Source organism: Bradyrhizobium sp. WSM4872 (assembly GCF_055811715.1).
The window spans coordinates 18,732-41,185 of the sequence record NZ_JBVVPT010000003.1 but is presented as its reverse complement, the minus strand read 5'-3'; the positions used below and the strand labels follow the sequence as shown (position 1 = coordinate 41,185).

The following is a 22,454-nucleotide window of genomic DNA, read 5'->3' as shown; positions in this document are numbered from 1 at the left end:
CGAAGCGCTTCCTCACACATTCCAACGGATGACTAGCTTGCCTCGCGGCGACGGCCTTCGTTGCCGCCGCGCTGTGCGAGACGGCTGCGATGGACCGCGAACAGCTCCAGCACCTTGTCGGCCGGCTTCGCCGCGCTGAACAGATAGCCCTGCATCTCGGAGCAGCCGAGCGCGCGCAGCAGACGCTGCTGCTCCTCGGTCTCGACACCCTCGGCCGTGGTGGTCATGCGGCGGGCGGCCGCGAGATTGACGACGGCCTGCACGATGCTGGCGGAGCCATCGGGGCCGGCGATGTCGTCGACGAAGCAGCGGTCGATCTTGATCTTGTCGAACGGGAAGCGATGCAGATAGCTCAGTGAGGAGTAGCCGGTGCCGAAATCGTCGAGCGCGATGCGGACGCCGATGGCGCGGAGTTGATGCAGGATCGCAAGCGCGGTGTCGTCGTCGCGGATCAGCACCGCCTCGGTGATCTCGAGCTCGAGCCGGCTCGCCGGCAAATTGGAGGCGGCAAGCGCCGCCATGATCTTCAGCGCCAGCGTGCCGCTCTTGAACTGCACCGGCGAGACGTTGACGGCGAGGCGGATGTCGTCGGGCCAGTTCGCCGCGTCCCGGCAGGCGGTCGCCAGCACCCATTCGCCAATCTCGTTGATCAGGCCCGTGTCCTCGGCGATCGGGATGAACTCGGCCGGCGAGACCATGCCGCGCACGGGATGGCGCCAGCGCACCAGCGCCTCGCAGCCGGTGATGCGGTCGTCCTTCAGGCTGAGGCATGGCTGGTAATAAACTTCGAGGCCGCCTTCGCGCCCGCCTTGAGCGATGGCGTGGCGCAGGTCGATCTCGAGCTGCCGCCGCTCGTGGATCTTGGCGTCCATCTCCGGTTCGAAAAAGCGATAGGTGCGACGCCCTGCGGCTTTGGCCGCGTACATCGCCATATCCGCGTTCTTCAGGATCTGGTCCAGCGCCGTTCCATGTTGCGGCGCCAGCGCGATGCCGATGCTGGCGTCGGTGGCAAGATGATGTCCCATGCAGTCGAACGGCGCGCGGATGGCCTCGAACACCCGCGCGACGAGCTCGTTGACCTGATCCAGCGACGTTACCGCGCTCTGGACGATGGCAAATTCGTCGCCGCCGAGGCGCGCCACGAAGTCCGCCGGACCCGCACACCGCCGGAGGCTCTGCGCGACCGACTTCAGGAGCTCGTCGCCGACGAGATGTCCGAGCGCGTCGTTGACGCCCTTGAACTCGTCGATGTCGATGTAGTGCACCGCGAGCTGTTCGCCCCCGGCGACGAGATTGAGTTCCTGACGCAGATGCTCGTGGAACATGGTGCGGTTGGGCAGGTCGGTCAGCGCGTCGTAATGAGCGAGATGGGTGATGCGCTCCTCGATGCGCCGGCGCTCCGTGATGTCCTCATGCGTCGCCACCCAGCCGCCGTCCGTGAGCGGTTCGTTGACGATCTGGATCGAGCGACCGTCGGAGGTCTCGACCACCATGGAATTGCGCACATGGATGTCGCGCAGGACCCGCGCGACATATTGGTCCACATCGCCGGTGAACGAGCCGGTGGCTTTGCGGTGCGCAATGATGTCGTGGAAGCTGCTGCCGGGTCTCACGATTTCGGCCGACAGTCCGTACATCTCGATGTAGCGCTGATTGCAGATCACGAGCTGCTGCGAGGCGTCGAACAACAGCAGGCCCTGGGTCATGTTGTTGACGGCGCGGTCGAGGCGCTGCTTTTCCAGCGTCAGCCGTTCCCGCGAAAGGCGATGCTGCTCCAGGAGCTTGCGTATGATCGCGATCAGCACGCCCGCGATGGCGAGCGCGGAGGAGGCGGCAACCGAGATCAGGATGCCGATCTGCTCGCGCCAGTCCGTTAGGGCCGTCGCGCGCGCCGTGGTGGCCATCATCAGGATCGGGAAGTGAGGCAGGGCGTGTGAGGAAATCAGCCGGTCCTCGCCGTCGACGGGGCTCATGAAGCGGCCGGCAAAATGGTCGAGCCCGAAAACCCTTTGATGCGCGAACGGACCGTTCTTGAAATTCCGCCCCATCAATTCGCTGGAATGGGGATAACGCGCGAGCATCGTGCCGTCCCGGTGCAGCATGGAGATCGTCGTGCTTTCGCCGAGCACGGCGGACTCGAAGAATTTTTCGAAGTTTGCCGGCTCGATGCCGCGTCCGACCACACCCATGAATTCACCGTTCGGTCCGACGACCTTGCGCACGATCAGGATGGTCCAGGCGCCGGAGATGCGGCTGTAGAGTGGTTCGATCAGGACTTCGGGAGCGTTGGGATCGTACCGGAAGGTCCGGAAATAGGCGCGATCGGCAACGCTCACGTTCGGGGCCGGCCATGCCGTCGACGAATTGATCAAATTGCCTTCGGCATCGATGATATTGAGTCCGCCTATGTAGGGCAGCGCCTCGATCTTCGAACGCAGCATCCGGTGGAGGTCCTGGCCGGAGAGGCGTTTGCGATAGTCCGCCGCACTGGTGATGCCGCTCGCGCGGACGTAGTCGACGAAATCTTTCTGGATGACTGCGAAATCCTGCAATTGCTGGTCGAAATGATGGGCCAGCATCAGCACGGTGTTTTCCAGCTCGCGGCCGGAGCTGCGCAACGCACGTTCGCGGAAATTCTGCGCCATCAGCGTCGCGCCGACGGCGATCGCAGCGATCAGCAGCGTGCCGCCCACCACCAGCCAGCGGATTGGTCCGCTGCGCACGAAGGCCTGGTCAAAAAGGCGACTGCCGAATCCCGTCATCATGATCGATCGTTGTCGTGCACACGTCAGGGTCAATTCCTGGCCCCGGAAACATCCGTTGGTTTACGGGAACGGAGTGGAGGCGAAGTTAGCAAGCTGGGTTAATGCGCCGTGAATGGACGCTTACAAAAGCAATCAATATGCGATCGAGTATGGCCTGATCGCCGCCGGCATCGCGCTTGCGATTACCGCTGTCGTGAACTGCCTGGGCAGCAAGCTCAATTCAAATTCGGCTCGATCAGCGCGTCGCTGACGTAGCAGCGCGAATCAGACGCGGTAGTGGCCGGACTTGCCGCCGAGCTTCTCGACCAGGTGGATGCCTTCGATCCGCACGCCGCGTTCCACCGCCTTGATCATGTCGTAGATGGTGAGGCAGGCGACCGAGACGGCGGTGAGGGCTTCCATCTCGACGCCGGTCGGGCCGGTGACCTTCACGCTGGCGCGGACGAGGCAGCCCGGCAGCTTCGCGTCGGGCTCGATCTCGACCGTCACCTTCGACAACGCGAGCGGATGGCAGAGCGGGATCAGTTCCGCGGTGCGCTTGGCGGCCATGATGCCGGCGATGCGGGCGGTGCCGAGCACGTCGCCCTTCTTGGCGTTGCCGGACACGATCAGGTCAAGCGTCGCCCTGGTCATCACGACACGTCCTTCCGCGACCGCGAGCCGCTCGCTCGCGGGCTTGTCCGACACGTCAACCATCCGCGCCTCGCCGGAGGCGCCGATATGGGTGAGGGCAGGGCCGGCCTTGGTCGGTTTGGCCTTTGCGGGCTTACGCGCCATCAGTTCGTGCCCGTGGCGCGCGCGGTCTCGCGCGCCAGCAGCGTGCGGGTCGCAGCGGCAATGTCGGCTTGCCGCATCAGGCTCTCGCCGACCAGGAAGGTCGACATGCCGACGCGCTCGAGCCGGGCGAGATCGGCGGGCGTGAAGATGCCGCTCTCGCCGACCATCAGCCGGTCGCCGGGAATCAGCGGCGCCAATGTTTCGCTGGTCGCAAGGGTGGTTTCGAAGGTGCGCAAATTGCGATTGTTGACGCCGATCATCTGCGAACGTAGCTTCAGCGCGCGGTCAAGCTCGGCGCGGTCGTGGATCTCGATCAGCACGTCCATGCCATAGGCGATGGCGGCATCCTCGAGCTCTTTGGCCGTGGCATCATCGAGCGCCGCCATGATGATCAGGATGCAGTCGGCGCCGTGCGCGCGGGCCTCCGCCACCTGATAAGTGTCGAACATGAAATCCTTGCGCAGCACCGGCAGTGACGTTGCCGCGCGGGCCGCCACCATGAAGTCGAGATGGCCCTGGAACGAGGGCGTGTCCGTCAGCACCGACAGGCAGGCAGCGCCGCCGGCCTCATAGGCCCTGGCCAGCAGCGGCGGATCGAAATCGGCGCGGATCAGGCCCTTTGACGGCGAGGCCTTCTTGACCTCCGCGATCAGCGCGAAGTCGCCATTGGCGTGCTTGGCCTTGATCGCGCGCAGGAAGCCGCGCGGTGCTGCTTGCGCCTTGGCCTTCGCCTCCACAGCCGACAGCGGCTGCGCGCGCTTGGCCGCCGCGATTTCCTCGCGCTTGTAGGCTTCGATCTTGGTCAAGATGTCCGACATGTCAGGCTCAGCCGTTCGAGACCGCGATCAGATGTTTCAGCCGCGCGCTCGCCGCGCCGCTGTCGAGCGATTTTGCGCCGATCACGACACCTTCCTTGAGATCCCTGGCTCGCCCAGCCACGACCAATGCGGCAGCGGCGTTGATCAAGGCGACGTCACGGTAGGGGCTCGGCTTGCCGTCGAGCACGCCCTGCAAGGCGATCGCGTTGGCGTCGGCGTCGCCGCCTTTGAGTGCTCCGGCCTCGCAGCGCGGCAGGCCCGCGTCCTCCGGCGTCACCTCGAAATTCCGGATCTCGCCATTGTGGAGCGCGGAGACGAAGGTCGGGCCGGTGAGGGTGATTTCGTCGAGGCCGTCGGAACCGTGCACGACCCAAGCGAATTCGGAGCCAAGGTTCTTGAGCACTTGCGCCAGCGGCTGCACCCATTGCCGGGAGAACACGCCGACCATCTGCCGTTTCACGCCGGCCGGATTGGACACAGGACCGAGCAGGTTGAAGATCGTGCGTGTCGCAAGCTCCACCCGGGTCGGGCCGACGTTCTTCATGGCGGGATGATGGGCGGGAGCGAACATGAAGCCGATGCCGCATTCGCGTATGCAGCGGCCGACCTGTTCGGGCCTCAGATCGATCTTCACCCCGAGCGAAGCCAGCACGTCGGCGGCGCCCGAACGCGACGACAGCGCGCGGTTGCCGTGCTTGGCCACCGGCAGACCGGCGCCCGAAACGATGAAGGAGGCGCAGGTCGAAACATTGACCGAGCCGGAGCCGTCGCCGCCGGTGCCGACGATGTCGACCGCGTCCGCGGGCGCATCGACCGTGAGCATCTTGGAGCGCATTGCCGAGACAGCGCCGGTGATCTCGTCCACGGTCTCGCCGCGCACCCGCAGCGCCATCAGCAGGCCGCCCATTTGCGAGGGCGTAGCCTCGCCGGACATCATGGCGTCGAAGGCGGAAGCCGCTTCGTCACGCGACAGGCTGGCGCCGGTCGCCACTTTTCCAATGATCGATTTCAGGTCGTCCATCGCGTGCTTTCAACTCACTGGTTCGCGCCGGTCACCTGCGCGAAGGCGGCCTGATTAATGGTGGTCCCGATGTCGGTTTCAAGCTTGTTGACGTAGGAAGCGACCTGCTCCTCGGTCTGCGCGCGGTCGAGACTGTCCTTCAGCTTCTTGACGGCATCGGAAGCGGCATCGACGGTGGGATCGATGATCTCGGCAACGCGGAACACGATCACCTCGGTGCCGCCGGTCACGGCCGTCTGCCCGACGCCGTCCTTGGCGACGCGGAAGGCGGCCGACACGACGGCTGCGGGCACGCTGGCGGGCGAGTCGTCGCGCTTGAACCCGGTGGCGGTCTCGACCTTGACGCCGATCGCGGCTGCTTCGTCGGCGAGCTTGGCGCCGGAATCGAGCTTCCGCACCATCTCGGTCGCCTTGGCCTTCAGCTTGGTCGCGATCTGGTCCTGGCGCCAGCGCGCCTCGACCTGATCGCGGACCTCGTCGAGATTGCGGTCGCGCGAGGGCGTGATGGCAAGCACGTCGTACCAGACATAGCCGCCCTTGAAAGAGATCGAGTCGTTGTCGACCCCGACATCGGTGTTGAAGGCTTGCGACACCACGTCGAGGCCCTGCGGAATGCCCGGGACCGGCTGGCCGCTCGGGGCGCGGCCGGAACGGTCGACGGCGTCGATGGTCACGGCGGTGAGCCCGAGCTTCTGCGCCGCATCGATCACGCTGGCACCGCCGCCGCGCTCGTCTTCCATCTTGTCGCGGAGATCGGCGACCTTGACGCGCGCGCGCTCGGTGGCGATCTCGCGCTTGATGTCGGCGGCAACGCTCGCGTAGTTCGCCTCCACGCCCGGCTCGATCTTTTCGACCTTGACGATCGACGTGCCGAGACGGCCCTGGATCGGCTGGCTGATTTCACCGGCGGGAAGCGCGAAGACAGCGTCTCCAACTGCGGGATCGAGCGAGGATTTGGTCACAAGGCCGAGATCGACGTCGGACGCGCTCAGTCCGCGCTCCTTGCCGAGGTCCTCGAACGACGTCCCGCTGGTGAGCCGCTCGCGCGCGGCCTGCGCCTCGGCGGCGTTGGGGAATACGATCTGCTGGATCTGGCGCTTCTCCGGCGTGCCGAGCCGGTCCTTGCGCTGGTCAAACGCTTTCTTGGCGTCCTCGTCCGACACCTCGCTCCACTTGCCGATCTCCTCCGGCGAGACCACGACGAACGCGATCTTGCGATATTCGGGCGCGCGGAACTGGACCTTGTGATCCTCGAAATAGGCGGCGAGCGCCTCGGGCGATGGCGCGTCGATGGTGCCTGCCTGGGCTGCGTCGAGCCTGACGAATTCAATGGCGCGCTGCTCGTTCTGGAAGCGCGTCAGCACGTCGAGCATCGCCTTCGGCGGCTCGAGGCCGGCACCGATCGTGCCGGTGATCTGTCGGCGCAGCGAGACCTTGCGCTGCTCCGAGACGTAGCGCTGCTCGGTATAGCCGAAATTGCGGATCACGGACTGGAAGCGGTTCGAATCGAAGTTGCCGCCGACGCCCTTGAAGTTCGGGTCGTTCATGATGAGCTGGCGGATCTGGTCGTCGGACTGGCCGAGCCCGAGCCGGCGCGCCTCTTCGTCGAGGGCGGCTTCCGCGATCGTCTGCTGGAGCACCTGACGGTCAAGGCCGAAGGCGCGCGCCTGTTCAGGCGACAGCGGCCGGCCGAACTGACGGCTGATCTGCTGGAGGCGATCGGTGTAAATCTGGCGGAACTCGTTCAGCGAAATCTCGGTGCCGCCGACCTTGGCCACGGTGGATTGTCCAAAGCCCTTGAAGATGTCGGCAATGCCCCAAACGCCGAAACTGATGATCAGCACGCCCATCACAACGGCCATAATGGTCTTGCCGAGCCAGTTTGATGAGGCCTTACGCATTCCTCGAAGCATTTGGTCCAACTTGTTTGGCAGGAGGGGAACGGGAGCGCGTCTTAATGCAGATTCCGCAAAAGCGCGTCACCAAATTGATCAATCATCATAAAGTGGTGGCTTTCCCCCCGCAACCTCGGGTCCGGCAGGCTTTCGATCCCTGCGGTTAAAAGCCCCTGGTCTCTGGAACTGCCACGGGACCTCTGCTAGCGCATGAACAAGCCAAATTTTGCTGGAATCTGACATGACCGATGCCATCCGCCCCCTGATCGCCGGCAATTGGAAAATGAACGGCCTGAAGGCCTCGACTGCCGAATTCGACGCCATGCTCAATGGTGCGGCAGAAGTGGCCGGCAAAGCCGATCTGCTGGTTTGCCCGCCGGCGACCCTGATCGCAGCTTTCGCCGAAAAGGCCCGCGGCAAGAAGGTCGCGGTGGGAGCCCAGGATTGCCACCCCAAGGCCTCCGGCGCCCATACCGGCGACATCGCCGCCGAAATGCTTGTGGATTCGGGTGCGACCGCGATCATCGTCGGCCATTCCGAGCGCCGCGCCGACCATGGCGAGGGCGATGCCCTGATCCGGCAGAAGGCCGAGGCCGCCTGGCGCGCCGGGGTGACGGCGATCGTCTGCATCGGCGAGACGCAAGGCCAGCGCGATGCGGGCCACACCCTCGATATCCTGCGCGGCCAGCTCAACGGCTCGCTGCCGGCTGGCTCGACCGCCGCCAATCTGGTCGTGGCCTATGAGCCGGTCTGGGCAATCGGCACCGGCCTGACCCCAACATCCCGGGATGTCGAGCAGATTCATGGCTTTATCCGGGAATTCTTGACCTCCAGGTTCAAGACCGACGGCGCCGGGATGCGGATCCTCTATGGCGGCTCGGTCAAGCCGTCGAACGCGGCGGAGCTGATGGCCGTGAAGAACGTCAATGGCGCGCTGGTCGGCGGGGCCAGCCTGAAGGCGGTCGATTTCCTTGCGATTGCGCAGGGCTGTCCCTAGCTAACTTCAAACCTTAGGACCCGGCCGATCGGGGGTGGCAATGACCCGTCTGATCGTGTAACACCGCGCAACTTCAGGAAAACCCGCGAAGCACGATTGGCCGCCGTCTCGGCGCTGTCGGCTTGTGACGGAAGGACACTATGCAGACTGTTGTCATCGTCATTCACCTCATGATCGTCACCGTCATGATCGGCGCCGTCCTGCTCCAGAAGTCCGAAGGCGGGGGCCTTGGCATGGGAGGTGGCGCAGGCTTCATGTCGAGCCGCGGCACCGCGAACCTTCTGACGCGGACCACCGCGATCCTGGCGGTCGGCTTCTTCCTCACCAGCCTGTTCCTGTCCTGGTATGCCGGCTACGACCGCAAGCCGTCGTCGATCATCGGCGCGCCGGCGTCGCAGACCCAGCCGGCCGGTGGCGGGCCTATCGCGCCGCCGACCTCCGGCGGCATCCTGGACTCGCTGAAGAAGGCCGACGAGCAGCAGCAGGCGCCGGCACCGAGCGGCCCGCAGGTACCGCGTTCGCAATAAAGCAGGGGGGCCATGCAGGGCGGCTTCTACCGTCCTGCATCAACAATCCCCATCAAGGCTCTGTCACCACTCTCAGTTCTGGCTCACCCACAGCCCCGCAAAATGTTTGGGGCGGAATACGAATCGCTTTGGCGAATCGAATTCGAGGGATTAGAGGTTAAGCCCCATGGCGCGGTACATATTCATCACCGGCGGCGTGGTTTCTTCGCTCGGCAAGGGTCTGGCTTCAGCGGCACTCGGTGCCCTGTTGCAAGCCCGGGGCTACAAGGTCCGCCTCCGCAAGCTCGACCCCTATCTCAACCTCGATCCCGGAACGATGTCGCCGTATCAGCACGGCGAAGTGTTCGTGACCGATGACGGCGCGGAGACCGACCTCGATCTCGGTCACTACGAGCGCTTCACCGGGCGGCCGGCGACCAAGGCCGACAACATCACGACCGGGCGCATCTATCAGGACATCATCTCCAAGGAGCGGCGCGGCGACTATCTCGGCGCCACCATCCAGGTGGTTCCGCATGTCACCAACGCCATCAAGGATTTCGTCCTCGACGGCAACGACGATTACGACTTCGTGCTGGTCGAGATCGGCGGCACCGTCGGCGACATCGAGGGCCTGCCGTTCTTCGAGGCGATCCGCCAGCTCAAGAACGAGCTGCCGCGCGATCACGCCATCTACATTCATCTGACGCTGCTGCCTTATATCCCCAGCGCCGGTGAGCTGAAGACAAAGCCGACGCAGCACTCCGTCAAGGAGCTGCGCTCGATCGGCATCCAGCCGGACATCCTGCTCTGCCGTACCGATCGCGAGATCCCCAAGGAGGAACGGCGCAAGCTCGGGCTATTCTGTAACGTGCGCGAGAGCGCCGTTATCGAGGCGCGCGACGCCGACAGCATCTACGCTGTCCCTCAGGCTTACCATGCGGCAGGCCTCGACGACGAAGTGCTTGCCGCCTTCGGCATCGGCTCGCGGATTCCGCCGGAGCTGCGGAGCTGGCAGCAGATCAACGAGCGCATCCGCAATCCCGAGGGCAACGTTACCATCGCCATCGTCGGCAAATATACCGGCATGAAGGATGCGTACAAGTCGCTGATCGAGGCGCTCTCGCATGGCGGCATCGCCAACAAGGTGAAGGTCAATCTCGACTGGATCGAAAGCGAGATCTTCGAGAAGGAAGATCCAGCGCCGTTCCTCGAGCACGTCAACGGCATTCTGGTGCCCGGTGGATTCGGCCAGCGCGGCGCCGAAGGCAAGATTCGCGCGGCGCAGTTCGCGCGCGAGCGCGACGTGCCGTATTTCGGCATCTGCTTCGGCATGCAGATGGCGGTGATCGAGGCCGCTCGGAATCTTGTCGGGATCGAGGAGGCCAACTCCACCGAGTTCGGCCCGACCAAGGAGCCCCTGGTCGGCCTGATGACGGAATGGCTGCGCGGCAACGAGCTTGAGAAGCGGACCAACGCCGGCGATCTCGGCGGCACGATGCGCTTGGGCGCCTATCCCGCGGCGCTCAATCGCGGCAGCCGCGTCTCCGAGGTGTATGGCGGCGCGACCGAGATTTCCGAGCGCCACCGCCATCGCTACGAGGTCAACACCGCCTACAAGGATCGCCTCGAGCAGCACGGGCTGAAATTCTCCGGCCTGTCGCCCGACGGCGTGCTGCCGGAGATCGTCGAGTACGAAGATCACCCCTGGTTCATCGGCGTCCAGTTCCATCCCGAACTGAAGTCGCGCCCCTTCGAGCCGCATCCGCTGTTCGCGTCGTTCATTCGGGCAGCGATGGTGCAGAGCCGCCTGGTGTAATCGGCTCAGGGCGTGGCGGTGCAGTCACGCCCGAGATGTATCGGCTCCGGCGCGGCCGGCATGGACGTATCAGGCGCAAGCGATCCCGTGACGAGCTTCATCTGCGGCCGCCGCGTCAGCTTGTAGACGGCGGCCGGCGGCACGTTCAGCAGGGCACGATCCACCAGCTTTGCGCGCAAGCCTAACCGATCGAGCACGGGCCGCGGGATCGGGCAACTCATGCCGTAGGTGAACTGGTAGAACGCGCCGCCGGGGCGGACGTGACTGAACGCGCCACCGACGATCGAGACGACCTTGCGCGTCGACATGTTGAGCAGCGGCAGGCCGCTCACGACCGCGCCGACGGGCGCGCCCTCATAGAGGCGCTCCGTTGCCAGCCGCCCCGCATCCATCCACAAGACGCGCGCGTTGGGGAAACGCATCTGGAGCACCTTCATGAAGTCGGAGCCGTATTCGATCAGCGTGAGGTCCTGCTGACGCACGCCGCGTTTGAGCAGCTTGTAGGTAAATGCGCCCGTGCCGGGGCCGAGCTCGAGAACAGGACCGGTCGATGCGGTGATCTCGCGGGTGATGAGATCGGCCAGCGCCGCGCCTGACGGCGCGATCGCGCCGACGCGGCGCGGGGCTGACATCCATGACAGGAAGAACGAGAGGAAATCGTTGGGCATGCGCACTCCGGCATCTTGGTTGCGCCTCGCAGATCAGCGGTGAGGCGGCCGAACAATCGCTTGAGTGCATTGCGACAGCATTGCGTGCCGCACGCCGATTGCGTCAATTCTCCCGGACTGGCGGCAGTGACATCCTGAAGCACGCGCCGCCGATCGCTGCGTCCGCGACCGAGATGTGGCCGCCATGCAGGAGCACGATCTCGCGCACCATGTTGAGGCCGAGGCCGGCACCGCGATCGAGCGGTGACAGCCGGTAGAACGGCTCGAATATCTGTTCGCGCTGATCGGCCGGGATGCCGGCGCCTTCGTCCGTGACTTCGATGCTCGCGGGCCTGCTGACACGAATGCCGATGGTACCACGGCGAGGGCCGTGCTGGATCGCATTCTGCACGAGGTTGGTCAGCGCGCGCTCCAGCGCCGCCGCATCGCCGATCGTTTCGACCGGCGTGGAGGGGGCGTCGAGCGCTAGCTCGTAGCCGGCGGCAATGGCCAGCGGCGCGAGATCCGCGGCCGCGCTTTGCGCGATTGCAACGAGGTCGACGCGCGCGAAGGGATGGCCGCAGCGGTCGAGCCGCTGAATGTCCAGCAGTTGCTCGGCAAGCGTAGCCAGCCGCGCGGAATCCTCCAGCAGCCGGGTCTTTTCCGGCCCTGCGGGGAGCGACTCCAGTCGCGTGTTCAGGATTGCGATTGGCGTGCGCAACTCGTGTGCGGCATCGGCGACGAATCGCTTGTGGCGGGCATAGCCCTGGTCTAGTCGCGCCAGCGCGTCGTTGACCGCGGTCACGAGCGGTACGACCTCCAGCGGAATTCGGTCCAGCGACAGCCGGGCGCCGCGTTGATGGATGTCGATGCGCCGCGCCTGGTCCGCCGTTGCATCGAGCGCCTCGAAGGCGCGCCGCACGATCATCGGTGTGGCAATGAACGTCGCCGTTCCCATGAGGAGCAGGCCGGGCAGGGCGATGCCGAGCAATGCAAGCGAAGTCATGAACAAAGCCTTGGCGCCGGTGAGCTTGCCTTGCGTCGCCGTGATGATCTGCACATTGCCGGCGTCGGTGTCGACCCGCTTCAGCCGCGCCGGGGGCTTACGCGGGTCGTCCTCCAACAGCTGCCAACCGAGCCGCGCCTGGCTGATCTGGTCGAGGCTGCTGCCGATGGCGGCGAATTCGGCCGGCACGGCGCCTTCGCTGAGTGAATGTCCCTGCCTGTCGCGGACCAGGAACCAGAGATCGGGGGTCTCGCTGCGCAATTGTTTCAGTTCGGTCGTCGACCGCAGGACCAGGTCGCCTTGCGCGTCGCGCGCGAGCGCGCGCTGGACGATGTCGATCACGCGATCTTCGTCGCGCCCGGCGATCACGAACCCCGACGCGCTCAATGCCCCGACGACGACGGCAACGAGCGCCGTGAGCAGCACCGCCTGGAGCGACAGCAGGCGCCAGCTCAGCCGCGAGCGCAGGCAATAGGGATCGTGGTGCTTGCTCATGGCAGCTTCTTCAAGAGATAGCCGACGCCGCGGATGCCGTGGATCTCCACGCGCGCATCGGCTTCCGAGAGTTTGCGGCGCAGGCGCGACACGTGCGTATCGAGCGCATTCGACTGGATCTCGTCGTCGAAACTGTAGACGGCTTCTTCCAGCGCGGAGCGCAGTACGGTTCGGCCCATGCGGCGGACCAGGGCTTCCAGCACAAGGAGCTCGCGTCGCGGCAGCTCGAGCGGAGCCCCATCGATGCTTGCCTCGCGATGGCCGAAATCGAAAGCGAGGCGGCCGGCGTGCATGATGTCGGGCTGCATCCCGGCGGGCCGGCGCAGCACGGCGCGCAGCCGCGCCAGCAGCTCCTCCACCGCGAACGGTTTCGCCAGATAATCATCCGCTCCGCAGTCGAGCCCGGCGACCCGGTCGGCGAGTTCGCCGCGCGCCGTCAACACGATGATCGGCACGCCGTCGGCGCGCGCCCTGAGTTTCGGGATCAGGGTGAGACCGTCGCCATCGGGAAGCTGGCGATCGAGCAGGACGGCGGCGTGGACGTCGGCAGAAATGGCCTCTTCCGCCTCGGCGAGCGTGGGGGCGTGGTCCACGACCATGTCGTAGCGCTTCAGCGCCGACGCCAGCGCGTCGGCCATTTCGGCCTCGTCCTCGACGAGCAAAATCCGCATGATCCGCACCTCAACCTCAATCGCGCCAATCTAGCGGCCGTATCATTGCGGCAGCATTGCGGGAACCGACTCTCGATGAAGCGGCTTCAGCGGACCCCAGCCATGCGCGGAACGCCACCGGGGGCGGCCGAGCGGGCCTCAAGACACCGTCAGGGCCAGCCGATATAACCGCCGGACCTGATCAGGGAGGAACAAGAATGATCTACGAAATGCGCATCTATCGCTGCGTGCCCGGCCGCCTGCCGGCACTGCTCAAGCGGTTCGAGACCGTCACGCTGAAGGTGTGGGAAAAGCACGGCATCAGGCAGGCCGGGTTTTTCACGACCCTGATCGGTGAATCCAACCAGGAGCTGACCTATTTCCTGGCCTGGGAGTCGCTCGCCGAGCGCGAGAAGAAGTGGGCCGCCTTCATGACCGATCCGGACTGGATGAAAGGGCGCGCCGAGAGCGAGGCGGACGGCCAGATCGTCGGCAACATCGTCAGCCAGATCCTGGCGCCGACCGCCTTCTCGGCGGTGAAGTAGAGGCTGCCGGCGCGAGGCCATCGCTGAGGGCCTGGGCGCAACCCTGATATTCTGGGAGCCCAGGCCGAATGGGGTTGATCCGCCCTTCATCGCGGCTATGGTCGCGCCGAAACGAGGGATTTGCCTTGAGCTCTTCGACGTCAGCGGCGCCGGTCGTCACCATTGGCAAGGTCAAATTCGGCAATGATCTGCCGATCTCGATCATTGCGGGGCCGTGTCAGCTCGAAAGCCGCCAGCATGCGCTGGAGGTGGCCTCCGCGCTGCAGGAGATTGCCGCGCGCCTGCAGATCGGCCTCGTCTACAAGACCTCGTTCGACAAGGCCAATCGCACCAGCGCGTCGGCTGCGCGTGGCCTCGGGCTTGCCCAGTCGCTGCCGATCTTCGCCGAAATCCGATCGTCGCTCGGCCTGCCGGTCCTGACAGACGTGCATGACGCCGCGCAGTGCGCCGAGGTGGCGCAGGCGGTGGACATCCTGCAGATCCCGGCCTTCCTGTGTCGCCAGACCGATCTGCTGCTGGCAGCCGCTGCGACCGGGAAGGTCGTCAACGTCAAGAAGGGCCAGTTTCTTGCGCCCTGGGACATGGGCAACGTCGTATCCAAGATCACGAGCGCGAACAATCCCAACGTGCTCGTGACCGAACGCGGTGCGTCCTTCGGCTACAACACGCTGATCTCCGACATGCGCGCACTGCCGATCCTGGCGCGCACCACCGGCGCACCCGTGATCTTCGACGCCACTCATTCGGTACAGCAGCCGGGCGGAAAGGGGACCTCTTCCGGAGGTGAGCGCGAATTCGTGCCGGTGCTCGCACGCGCAGCCGTCGCTGTCGGTGTTGCCGGTGTCTTCATCGAGACCCATCCCGACCCCGACAGCGCGCCGTCCGACGGACCCAACATGGTGCCGCTGCGCGAGTTCGAGGCGCTGATCCGAAGACTGATGGCGTTCGACGCGCTCGCCAAAGATTCGACCAAAGCCGACCCGCGCTGATGCAGCAAGGCGCAGCGCGGCCGCACGATCATGGCCTGCCGGCCGCGCTCTACGTCATTTCCGGTGCGAGCTTTGCCGCGGCACTCTCCGCGCGCGCGCTTGATCCGGTGCTGCCGCACGTCGCCGAGGACTTTGGCGTCAGCATCGCGACAGCTGCCGGGTTTGCCGCGGTGTTCGCCTTCACCTTCTCGATCATCCAGCCGATCGTCGGCGCCGCCGCCGATCTGTTCGGCAAGACGCGGCTGATGATCGGCTGCCTCGCGCTGCTCGGCCTTGCCAACATCCTGGGGGCGCTCTCGAGCTCGTTCTCGGTTCTGTTCGCGACCCGTATCCTCGCCGGCATCGGCTCCGGCGGCGTGTTTCCGGTGGCGCTCAGCCTGACCAGCGACCTCGTCGGTCCGGAGAAACGCCAGGTCGCGATCAGCCGCACGCTCGCCGGCGCGATGACGGGCAATCTGCTCGGCGCCTCCGCTTCCGGCCTGATCGGCGATTTCCTCGGCTGGCGCGGCGTGCTGGCGGTGCTCGGGGGGCTCGTGATCGTTGCGTCGGTCGCGGTGGCCGCCGGTTTTCGTGGTGCCAAGGTCAAGCATCCGCCGAAGACGAGCCTGTCGGCGCTGAAGGCCGGCTATCGCACCATCTTCACCAACCCGAACGCCTATGTCTGTTATTCGGCGGTGTTCATCGAAGGCTGCTGCGTGCTCGGCCTGTTTCCCTACATCGCTTCGTTCCTGTTCGAGCTCGGTCAGACCTCGCTCTCGATCGCGGGCATCGTTATCGCGGGCTTTGCGGTCGGCGGCTTGTTCTACACGCTGACCGTGTCGCGCCTGCTGCCATGGCTGGGCATGAAGGGAATGATGATCGCGGGCATGACGCTGGTGGCCTCGCAGCTCGTGGTCGTCGCCTTCGGCCCGCGCTGGGAAGTGCAGGCACTCAATCTCATCGTGATGGGATGGGGCTTCTACATCGCCCATGGCTGCCTTCAGATGTTTGCCAGCGAACTCTCGGTCGAAGCACGCGCCACCGCGCTGTCGCTGCATTCGTTCTTCTTCTTCATGGGGCAGACGCTCGGGCCGCTCGCCTATGGCCTTGGCCTGCAGCATGGCGGCAAGATGCCGACCCTGTTCACGAGCGCCGCGATCATGGTGGCGCTGGGCCTTGTCTGCGCGCGCCTGTTGAAGCAGCGCGCGCCGTCCGACGCGCGCTGAGGCTATTCGGTCCCTCAACTGGGATCGGCCCCACCACGACACCGCCGGTCCCGTATACATGGCACACGAATTGCTTTGATTTTAGGCAAAGCGAGGTGTGAGATCGTGGACGCCCAGACCAGCCGTTCGCCAAGCGCAGCCAGCGTGCCCCGATCGACGGGATATCCCACCAAGCCCCCGCTCCGGCGCTTCCTGACCTCTTGTTACGAAGAATTCCGGGCCGACAATTCGGGCGAACTTGCCGACTACATCCCCGAGCTGAAGCGCGCCAACCCCGACCATTTCGGCATCGCGCTCGTCACCATCGACGGCCATGTCTACGAGGTCGGCGACAGCGCGGTGCCGTTCACGATCCAATCGGTCTCGAAGGCCTTCGTGTTCGCACTGGCGCTGGAGATGGTTGGCGAAGAACGCGTCGCGGCCACCATCGGCGTCGAGCCGAGCGGCGAAGCTTTCAATTCGATCCGGCTTACCAATGACAACCGTCCTTTCAACCCGATGGTCAATGCCGGCGCCATCGCCTGTTCGGGCCTGATCTACAAGGTGGACGGGAAGGGCGCCTTCGAGCGCGTCCGCTCGAAGCTCGGCCAGTTCGCCGGCCGCGAGCTCGGCGTCGACGAGGCCGTGCATGTCTCCGAGACCGCGACCGGCAACCGCAACCGGGCCATTGCCTGGCTGCTGCGGAATTACGCGGTGCTGCCCGACGACGTCGATGCGGTCCTCGACGTCTATTTCCGCCAATGCGCGATCCTGGTCACTGCGCGCGATCTGGCGGTGATGGCGGCCACGCTCGCCAACCGCGGCATCAATCCGGTGACGGGGGTGCAGGTGATCACACCGCACATCGTCGCGCGCACGTTGTCGGTGATGACGAGCTCGGGCATGTACGACTATGCCGGCGAGTGGACCTACCGCGTCGGCATCCCCGCCAAGAGCGGCGTCGGCGGTGGTATCGTCGCGGCGCTACCTTCGCAACTTGGGCTCGGCACCTTTTCGCCGCTGCTGGACAATCATTTCAACAGCGTGCGCGGCCTCAAGGTCTGCGAGGCGCTGTCGGCGCGGTTCGACCTGCACATGCTCAACCGCAACGCCGACGTACGCAGCAGCGTCATGGCCGACTATGATATCTACGGCATCTCGTCGCGTCGCAGCCGCCAGCCGCACGAGCAGCAGATTCTCGACGATCGCCACAGCGATATCCGCATCCTCGAGCTCGTCGGCGCGCTGAATTTCGGCACCATTGACTACGTCACGCGACGGCTCACCAGTGAGCCGCCGAACGCGCCGCTCCTGATCATCGATTTCCGCCGCGTCCCCGACATCACCGCAGCCGGCGCAGAGCTTCTGGGTGAGACGCTGACGGCGCTCAACAATGCAGGCATCACCACGGTTCTATCAGGCATCGAGGAGACGTCCGCGGTATGGGCCGCGATTTCCGCGCGCACGGCGGATCCGCGAAGGCTGCGGCGCTTTGCGCTGCTCGACGATGCGATCGAATGGGCCGAGGACCAGGTGATCTATCGCTTCGGCGGCTTTACCGACATGAAGGAGAGCGTGCATCTCGGCGATCAAGCGCTGCTGGCCGAGCTCGACGCCGACGAGATCGCCGCCATCGTCAAGCTCTCGACCACGCGCCACTACTATGCCGGCCAGCGCATCGTCGCGGCCGGCACGCTCGCCAATTCCCTGTTCTTCCTCCAGAGCGGCATGGTCAGCGTCAAATTGCGAAGCGGCGTGCGGCTGGCCTCGCTCGGCCCCGGCATGGAGTTCGGCGAGATGGCAATCCTCGAGAGAAGCCGCAGCGCCGATGTCTTCGCCGATACGCTCGTGACCTGCCTCGAACTGCCGCTCGACAGTTTTGCCGACTACCGCCGGCTGCATCCCGAGACCGCGCTGAAGATCATGCGCAACCTCGCCGCGATCCTGGCGCGGCGGCTGGTGGCGGCCAACGCCAAGGTCGACCTGCTCAGCGCTTATTAGCCGCAACGCACTGCTTCCTGGAGACTGGAAACGTTCAGCCGCGGCCGCGATAGGGCGCGACGCCTTGCTCCGGCACCCACAGGCCCTTCGGCACGCGGCCGGTCTGCCAGAACACGTCGATCGGAATGCCGCCGCGCGGATACCAGTAGCCGCCGATGCGGAGCCATTTCGGCTTGATCTCGCTGGCGATGCGCTTGCCGATCATCACGGTGCAGTCCTCGTGGAAGGCGCCGTGATTGCGGAAGCTCGCGATGTAGAGCTTGAGCGACTTCGACTCCAGCAGCCATTGGCCGGGCGCGTAGTCGATCATCAGATGCGCGAAATCCGGCTGTCCCGTGACCGGACAGAGCGAGGTGAACTCGGGCACGGTGAAACGGACCAGATAATCGGTGCCTCCTTGCGGATTGGGCACGCGGTCCAGTTTCGCCTTCTCGGGCGTATCCGGCCATTCCACGGCGCGGCCGAGCTGCAAAGCAGGGGAGTTGTTCGATTTGCTGGGTTTTTTCGACATCGGGCCGCCTCCGTAGCGGCCCTCTTAGCCAATCGCGACCCGGCCGTCACCCGGCCTTTTCCACTTCGACGCATTGCGGTAGAAGCACCGCCAACCGCCCCCTTTGGTCCCCGAAAAGAGGCTCTCATGACCGCCATCATCGACATCATCGGCCGCGAAATCCTCGATAGCCGCGGTAATCCCACCGTCGAGGTCGACGTCGTGCTGGAAGATGGTGCGCTCGGTCGTGCCGCGGTGCCGTCAGGCGCCTCCACCGGCGCCCATGAGGCGGTGGAATTGCGCGACGGCGACAAGGCCCGCTATCTCGGCAAGGGCGTCACCAAGGCGGTCGGCGCCGTCAACGGCGAGATCTTCGAGGCCCTGAGCGGCCTCGATGTCGAGCAGCAGGCCCAGATCGACCAGATCATGATCGACCTCGACGGCACGCCGAACAAGAGCCGGCTGGGCGCCAACGCCATCCTCGGCGTGTCGCTCGCCTGCGCCAAGGCGGCCGCGAACTCGCTCGACATGCCGCTCTACCGTTACGTCGGCGGCACCTCGGCGCGTCTCTTGCCGGTGCCGATGATGAACATCATCAATGGCGGCATGCATGCCGACAACCCGATCGACTTCCAGGAGTTCATGATCCTGCCCGTCGGCGCATCCTCCTTCGCCGAGGGTCTGCGCTATGGCGCGGAAGTGTTCCACACGCTGAAGTCCGAGCTGAAGAAGGCCGGCCACAACACCAATGTCGGCGACGAGGGCGGCTTCGCCCCGAACCTGCCGTCGGCGGACGCCGCGCTCGAATTCGTCATGAACGCGATCGGCAAGGCCGGCTACAAGGCGGGCTCCGACATCGTGATCGGCCTCGACTGCGCCTCGACCGAGTTCTTCAAGGATGGCAAATACGTCTACGAAGGCGAGGGCAAGACCCGCTCGATCTCCGAGCAGGCCAAGTACCTTGCTGACCTCGTCTCGCGCTATCCGATCGTGACCATCGAGGACGGCATGTCGGAAGACGACATGGACGGCTGGAAGGAGTTGACCGACCTCGTCGGCAAGAAGTGCCAGCTCGTCGGTGACGATCTCTTCGTCACCAACGTCAAGCGCCTCGCCGAAGGCATCAAGGCCGGACGGGCCAATTCGATCCTGATCAAGGTCAACCAGATCGGCACGCTGACCGAGACGCTCGCCGCCGTCGAAATGGCGCACAAGGCCGGCTACACCTCGGTGATGTCGCACCGCTCCGGCGAGACCGAGGATTCCACCATCGCGGACCTCGCGGTCGCCACCAATTGCGGACAGATCAAGACCGGCTCCCTTGCACGCTCCGATCGCACCGCAAAATACAACCAGCTCCTGCGTATCGAGCAGCAGCTCGGCAAGCAGGCGCTCTACGGCGGCAAGGCGGCACTGAAGGCGCTGGCATAAGCCGGCGGTCGGACAAAAACAGGGGAGGATCGACATGAGCGACGGCAAGACCGGACTGCAACTGCGTTCGCTGATCAAGACGAGCGGTGAGCTCGAGATCTCGCTTCTCGACGTGCCGACCCCCGAACCCGCCGCGGACGAGGTCGTCGTCCGCGTCGAGGCGGCGCCGATCAATCCGTCCGACCTCGGGCTCCTGATCGGCGCGGCCGACATGAGCACGGCAAAGGCTTCCGGCGACAAGGGCGCTCCCGTCATCACCGCGAAGGTGCCGGAGGGCGCGATGCGGGCGATGGCAGGCCGGCTCGACGAGTCCATGCCGGTCGGTAACGAGGGCGCGGGAGTCGTGATCGGGACCGGCTCCTCGGATGCCGCGAAGGCGCTGATGGGCAAGACCGTCGCCATGATCGGCGGCGCGATGTACACCCAGTATCGCACGTTGAAAGTGCGCGAGTGCCTGCCGCTGCCGGAAGGCACCACGCCGGCCGAAGGTGCCTCCTGCTTCGTCAATCCGCTCACCGCGCTCGGCATGACCGAGACCATGCGGCGCGAGGGTCACAAGGCGCTGGTGCACACCGCGGCCGCATCCAATCTCGGCCAGATGCTGAACAAGATCTGCATCAAGGATGGCATCCCGCTGGTCAACATCGTGCGCAGCAAGGAGCAGGCCGACATCCTGCACAAGATCGGCGCCAAATATGTCGTCAATTCCACCGCGCCGAGCTTCCTCGGCGATCTCACCGACGCGCTGGTCGAGACCGGCGCCACCATCGCCTTCGACGCCATCGGCGGCGGCAAGCTCGCCGGCGACATCCTTAACTGCATGGAAGTCGCGATCAACAAGACTGCGAAGGAATACAGCCGCTACGGCTCCAACGTGCACAAGCAGGTCTACGTCTATGGCGCGCTCGATGTTCGCCCGATCGAGCTGCCGCGCGGCTTCGGCATGGCCTGGGGCGTCGGCGGCTGGCTGCTGTTTCCGTTCCTCATGAAGATCGGGCAGGCGGACGGGGCCAGGCTGCGCCAGCGCGTGGTCGACGAACTGAAGACCACGTTTGCCAGCCACTACACCAAGGTGGTGTCGCTTTCCGAGGCGCTCGATCCCGCCAACATCGCGGTCTATGCCAAACGCGCCACTGGCGAAAAATTCCTCATCAACCCAAATAAATAATCGGCACGTGCGACGGCTCGTCACCCAAAGAAGGTCTTGCCTTCTGAGCGAAGCGGGAGATTATTCCGCCGCCATTGAAAGCGGAAAAACCGCAAGGCGCGCTCAGAAGGGGACTTCTCCATGACCGATCTCAATCGCCGCCATTTGCTCGCAGGTGCTGCCGTCCTCGGTGCGGCGGCCGTGACCAAGCTTGGATCGACCGCCGCCAATGCCGCGGTGCCGCAAGCCGGCACGCAGGCGCCGGGCTTCTATCGCTACAAGGTCGGCAGCTACGAGTGCACCTCGATCAATGACGGTGCGCGCACTTTCCCGATGCCGGACAAGTTCGTCGTCAACGCGCCGAAGGAGGAAGCGTTGGCCGCGGGCGAGGCGGCCTACATGCCGAAGGGCATGGTCACGGTGCCGTTCAACCCGCAGCTCATCAACACCGGCTCCAAGCTCGTGCTGATCGATACCGGCAACGGTGTCGCCAATCTCGAGCCCAGCAAGGGCGCGGTCGGTCGCACGCTGCAGAATCTCCAGGCCGCCGGCGTCGACCCCAAGAGCATCGACGTCGTGCTGCTCTCGCATCTGCATCCCGACCACACCAACGGCATTCGTCTCGCCGACGGCGCGCTTGCCTTCCCCAATGCGGAGATCATGGTGCCCGGCAAGGACTGGGAGTTCTGGACCAGCGAGGACAACGCCGCCAAGGCCGAGTCGAACGGGATGATGAAGAACTACTTCGCCAATGTGAAGAAGACCTTTGCCGGACTCGAGTCCAAGGTCACGAAGTACGAGTGGGGCAAGGAGGTCGCGCCGGGCATCACGTCGATCGCGACGCCCGGCCACACCCCCGGGCACACCTCGTTCGCGGTTGCCTCGGGCGATGCAAAGGTGCTGATCCAGTCCGACGTCACCAACATCCCCGAGTTCTTCCTGCGCAATCCGGACTGGCATGTGGTGTTCGACACCGATGCTGCGCTGGCGCAGGAGACGCGTCACAAGTTCTACGACATGGCGGCGGCCGAGAAGGCGACCGTGATCGGCTTCCACTTCACCTTCCCCTCGGTCGGGCATGTCGAGAAGGACGGCGCCAAGTATCGCCTGATCCCGTCGGCGTGGAATCCGACGATCTGAGCCGATTTGCAGATTTTTGCCGAGGATCAGGCCGCCACTTGGCGGCCTGATTGTTTGGGCAACCGTTCAGAAACGCAGCGTTTCCAAATCCGACTGGTCCATGCACTTGCATCCATCACTCGGGATCGCTT

General features: G+C 65.0%; 19 protein-coding genes and 1 pseudogene. 11 read left to right on the top strand and 9 right to left on the bottom strand.

Annotation, left to right across the window (positions count from 1 at the left end):
* Window positions 1-32: 32 nt before the first annotated feature.
* Complete coding sequence (locus AC0L3C_RS05835) at window positions 33-2,765, bottom strand: bifunctional diguanylate cyclase/phosphodiesterase (protein ID WP_473407404.1); 2,733 nt, start codon at window positions 2,763-2,765, stop codon at window positions 33-35.
* Window positions 2,766-2,877: 112 nt separating this feature from the next.
* Here AC0L3C_RS05835 and AC0L3C_RS05830 point away from each other — a divergent pair.
* Window positions 2,878-3,020, top strand: a pseudogene (locus AC0L3C_RS05830) (Flp family type IVb pilin).
* Window positions 3,021-3,029: 9 nt separating this feature from the next.
* Here AC0L3C_RS05830 and moaC read toward each other — a convergent pair.
* Genes moaC through AC0L3C_RS05810 form a run of 4 tightly spaced genes read right to left on the bottom strand, consistent with a single transcriptional unit; the run spans window position 3,030 to window position 7,294 of the window.
* Window positions 3,030-3,542: a cyclic pyranopterin monophosphate synthase MoaC gene (moaC, locus tag AC0L3C_RS05825; protein WP_473260017.1), complete on the bottom strand. Its 513-nt coding sequence runs from the start codon at window positions 3,540-3,542 to the stop codon at window positions 3,030-3,032.
* Window positions 3,542-4,360 carry an indole-3-glycerol phosphate synthase TrpC gene (gene trpC, locus AC0L3C_RS05820; RefSeq protein ID WP_473407403.1) on the bottom strand — a complete coding sequence of 273 codons (819 nt, stop codon included), beginning with the start codon at window positions 4,358-4,360 and terminating at the stop codon, window positions 3,542-3,544. Before trpC ends, moaC begins: the two co-directional genes overlap by 1 nt.
* A 7-nt stretch (window positions 4,361-4,367) precedes the next feature.
* Complete coding sequence (gene trpD / locus AC0L3C_RS05815; RefSeq protein ID WP_473407402.1) at window positions 4,368-5,381, bottom strand: anthranilate phosphoribosyltransferase; 1,014 nt, start codon at window positions 5,379-5,381, stop codon at window positions 4,368-4,370.
* A 14-nt stretch (window positions 5,382-5,395) separates the two neighbouring features.
* Window positions 5,396-7,294 (bottom strand): peptidylprolyl isomerase, encoded by a 1,899-nt coding sequence (locus tag AC0L3C_RS05810; RefSeq protein ID WP_473407401.1) that lies wholly within the window; start codon window positions 7,292-7,294, stop codon window positions 5,396-5,398.
* Window positions 7,295-7,517: 223 nt separating this feature from the next.
* Between AC0L3C_RS05810 and tpiA the strand changes: the two genes are divergently transcribed.
* From tpiA to AC0L3C_RS05795, 3 genes are all read left to right on the top strand, one after another.
* A complete protein-coding gene (tpiA, locus tag AC0L3C_RS05805; RefSeq protein ID WP_473282827.1) occupies window positions 7,518-8,273 on the top strand; it encodes a triose-phosphate isomerase in 756 nt (251 codons plus the stop codon).
* A gap of 140 nt (window positions 8,274-8,413) precedes the next feature.
* A complete protein-coding gene (gene secG, locus AC0L3C_RS05800; protein WP_007590603.1) occupies window positions 8,414-8,800 on the top strand; it encodes a preprotein translocase subunit SecG in 387 nt (128 codons plus the stop codon).
* Between the two features lie 166 nt (window positions 8,801-8,966).
* Window positions 8,967-10,598, top strand: a complete 1,632-nt coding sequence (locus tag AC0L3C_RS05795; RefSeq protein ID WP_007590604.1) for a CTP synthase — start codon at window positions 8,967-8,969, stop codon at window positions 10,596-10,598.
* A 5-nt stretch (window positions 10,599-10,603) separates the two neighbouring features.
* Here AC0L3C_RS05795 and AC0L3C_RS05790 read toward each other — a convergent pair whose 3' ends face one another.
* The 3 genes from AC0L3C_RS05790 to AC0L3C_RS05780 form a co-directional block, all read right to left on the bottom strand.
* A complete protein-coding gene (locus AC0L3C_RS05790; RefSeq protein WP_473260030.1) occupies window positions 10,604-11,266 on the bottom strand; it encodes a class I SAM-dependent methyltransferase in 663 nt (220 codons plus the stop codon).
* 103 nt (window positions 11,267-11,369) lie between these two features.
* Entirely contained in the window at window positions 11,370-12,746 is a 1,377-nt protein-coding gene (locus tag AC0L3C_RS05785; protein WP_473282825.1) for a sensor histidine kinase, read from the bottom strand.
* Entirely contained in the window at window positions 12,743-13,417 is a 675-nt protein-coding gene (locus AC0L3C_RS05780; protein WP_473407400.1) for a response regulator transcription factor, read from the bottom strand. The genes AC0L3C_RS05785 and AC0L3C_RS05780 overlap by 4 nt, the downstream gene beginning before the upstream one ends.
* A gap of 197 nt (window positions 13,418-13,614) precedes the next feature.
* Here AC0L3C_RS05780 and AC0L3C_RS05775 point away from each other — a divergent pair, with 197 nt between their 5' ends.
* From AC0L3C_RS05775 to glsA, 4 genes are all read left to right on the top strand, one after another.
* Entirely contained in the window at window positions 13,615-13,941 is a 327-nt protein-coding gene (locus tag AC0L3C_RS05775) for an NIPSNAP family protein (RefSeq protein WP_007590607.1), read from the top strand.
* 125 nt (window positions 13,942-14,066) lie between these two features.
* Window positions 14,067-14,930: a 3-deoxy-8-phosphooctulonate synthase gene (gene kdsA / locus AC0L3C_RS05770; protein WP_473282821.1), complete on the top strand. Its 864-nt coding sequence runs from the start codon at window positions 14,067-14,069 to the stop codon at window positions 14,928-14,930.
* Window positions 14,930-16,135 carry an MFS transporter gene (locus tag AC0L3C_RS05765; RefSeq protein ID WP_473260041.1) on the top strand — a complete coding sequence of 402 codons (1,206 nt, stop codon included), beginning with the start codon at window positions 14,930-14,932 and terminating at the stop codon, window positions 16,133-16,135. The genes kdsA and AC0L3C_RS05765 overlap by 1 nt, the downstream gene beginning before the upstream one ends.
* A 105-nt stretch (window positions 16,136-16,240) precedes the next feature.
* Window positions 16,241-18,115 carry a glutaminase A gene (glsA, locus tag AC0L3C_RS05760; RefSeq protein ID WP_473407399.1) on the top strand — a complete coding sequence of 625 codons (1,875 nt, stop codon included), beginning with the start codon at window positions 16,241-16,243 and terminating at the stop codon, window positions 18,113-18,115.
* Between the two features lie 34 nt (window positions 18,116-18,149).
* Here glsA and queF read toward each other — a convergent pair whose 3' ends face one another.
* Entirely contained in the window at window positions 18,150-18,626 is a 477-nt protein-coding gene (gene queF, locus AC0L3C_RS05755; protein ID WP_473260045.1) for a preQ(1) synthase, read from the bottom strand.
* 126 nt (window positions 18,627-18,752) lie between these two features.
* On the opposite strand from queF, the gene eno reads away from it, so the two are divergent.
* From eno to AC0L3C_RS05740, 3 genes are all read left to right on the top strand, one after another.
* Window positions 18,753-20,036, top strand: coding sequence for a phosphopyruvate hydratase (gene eno, locus AC0L3C_RS05750; RefSeq protein ID WP_473260048.1), 1,284 nt, complete (start codon window positions 18,753-18,755; stop codon window positions 20,034-20,036).
* A gap of 34 nt (window positions 20,037-20,070) precedes the next feature.
* Complete coding sequence (locus tag AC0L3C_RS05745) at window positions 20,071-21,204, top strand: zinc-binding dehydrogenase (protein ID WP_473260050.1); 1,134 nt, start codon at window positions 20,071-20,073, stop codon at window positions 21,202-21,204.
* Window positions 21,205-21,324: 120 nt separating this feature from the next.
* Entirely contained in the window at window positions 21,325-22,323 is a 999-nt protein-coding gene (locus AC0L3C_RS05740) for an MBL fold metallo-hydrolase (protein WP_473407398.1), read from the top strand.
* Window positions 22,324-22,454 lie beyond the last annotated feature (131 nt).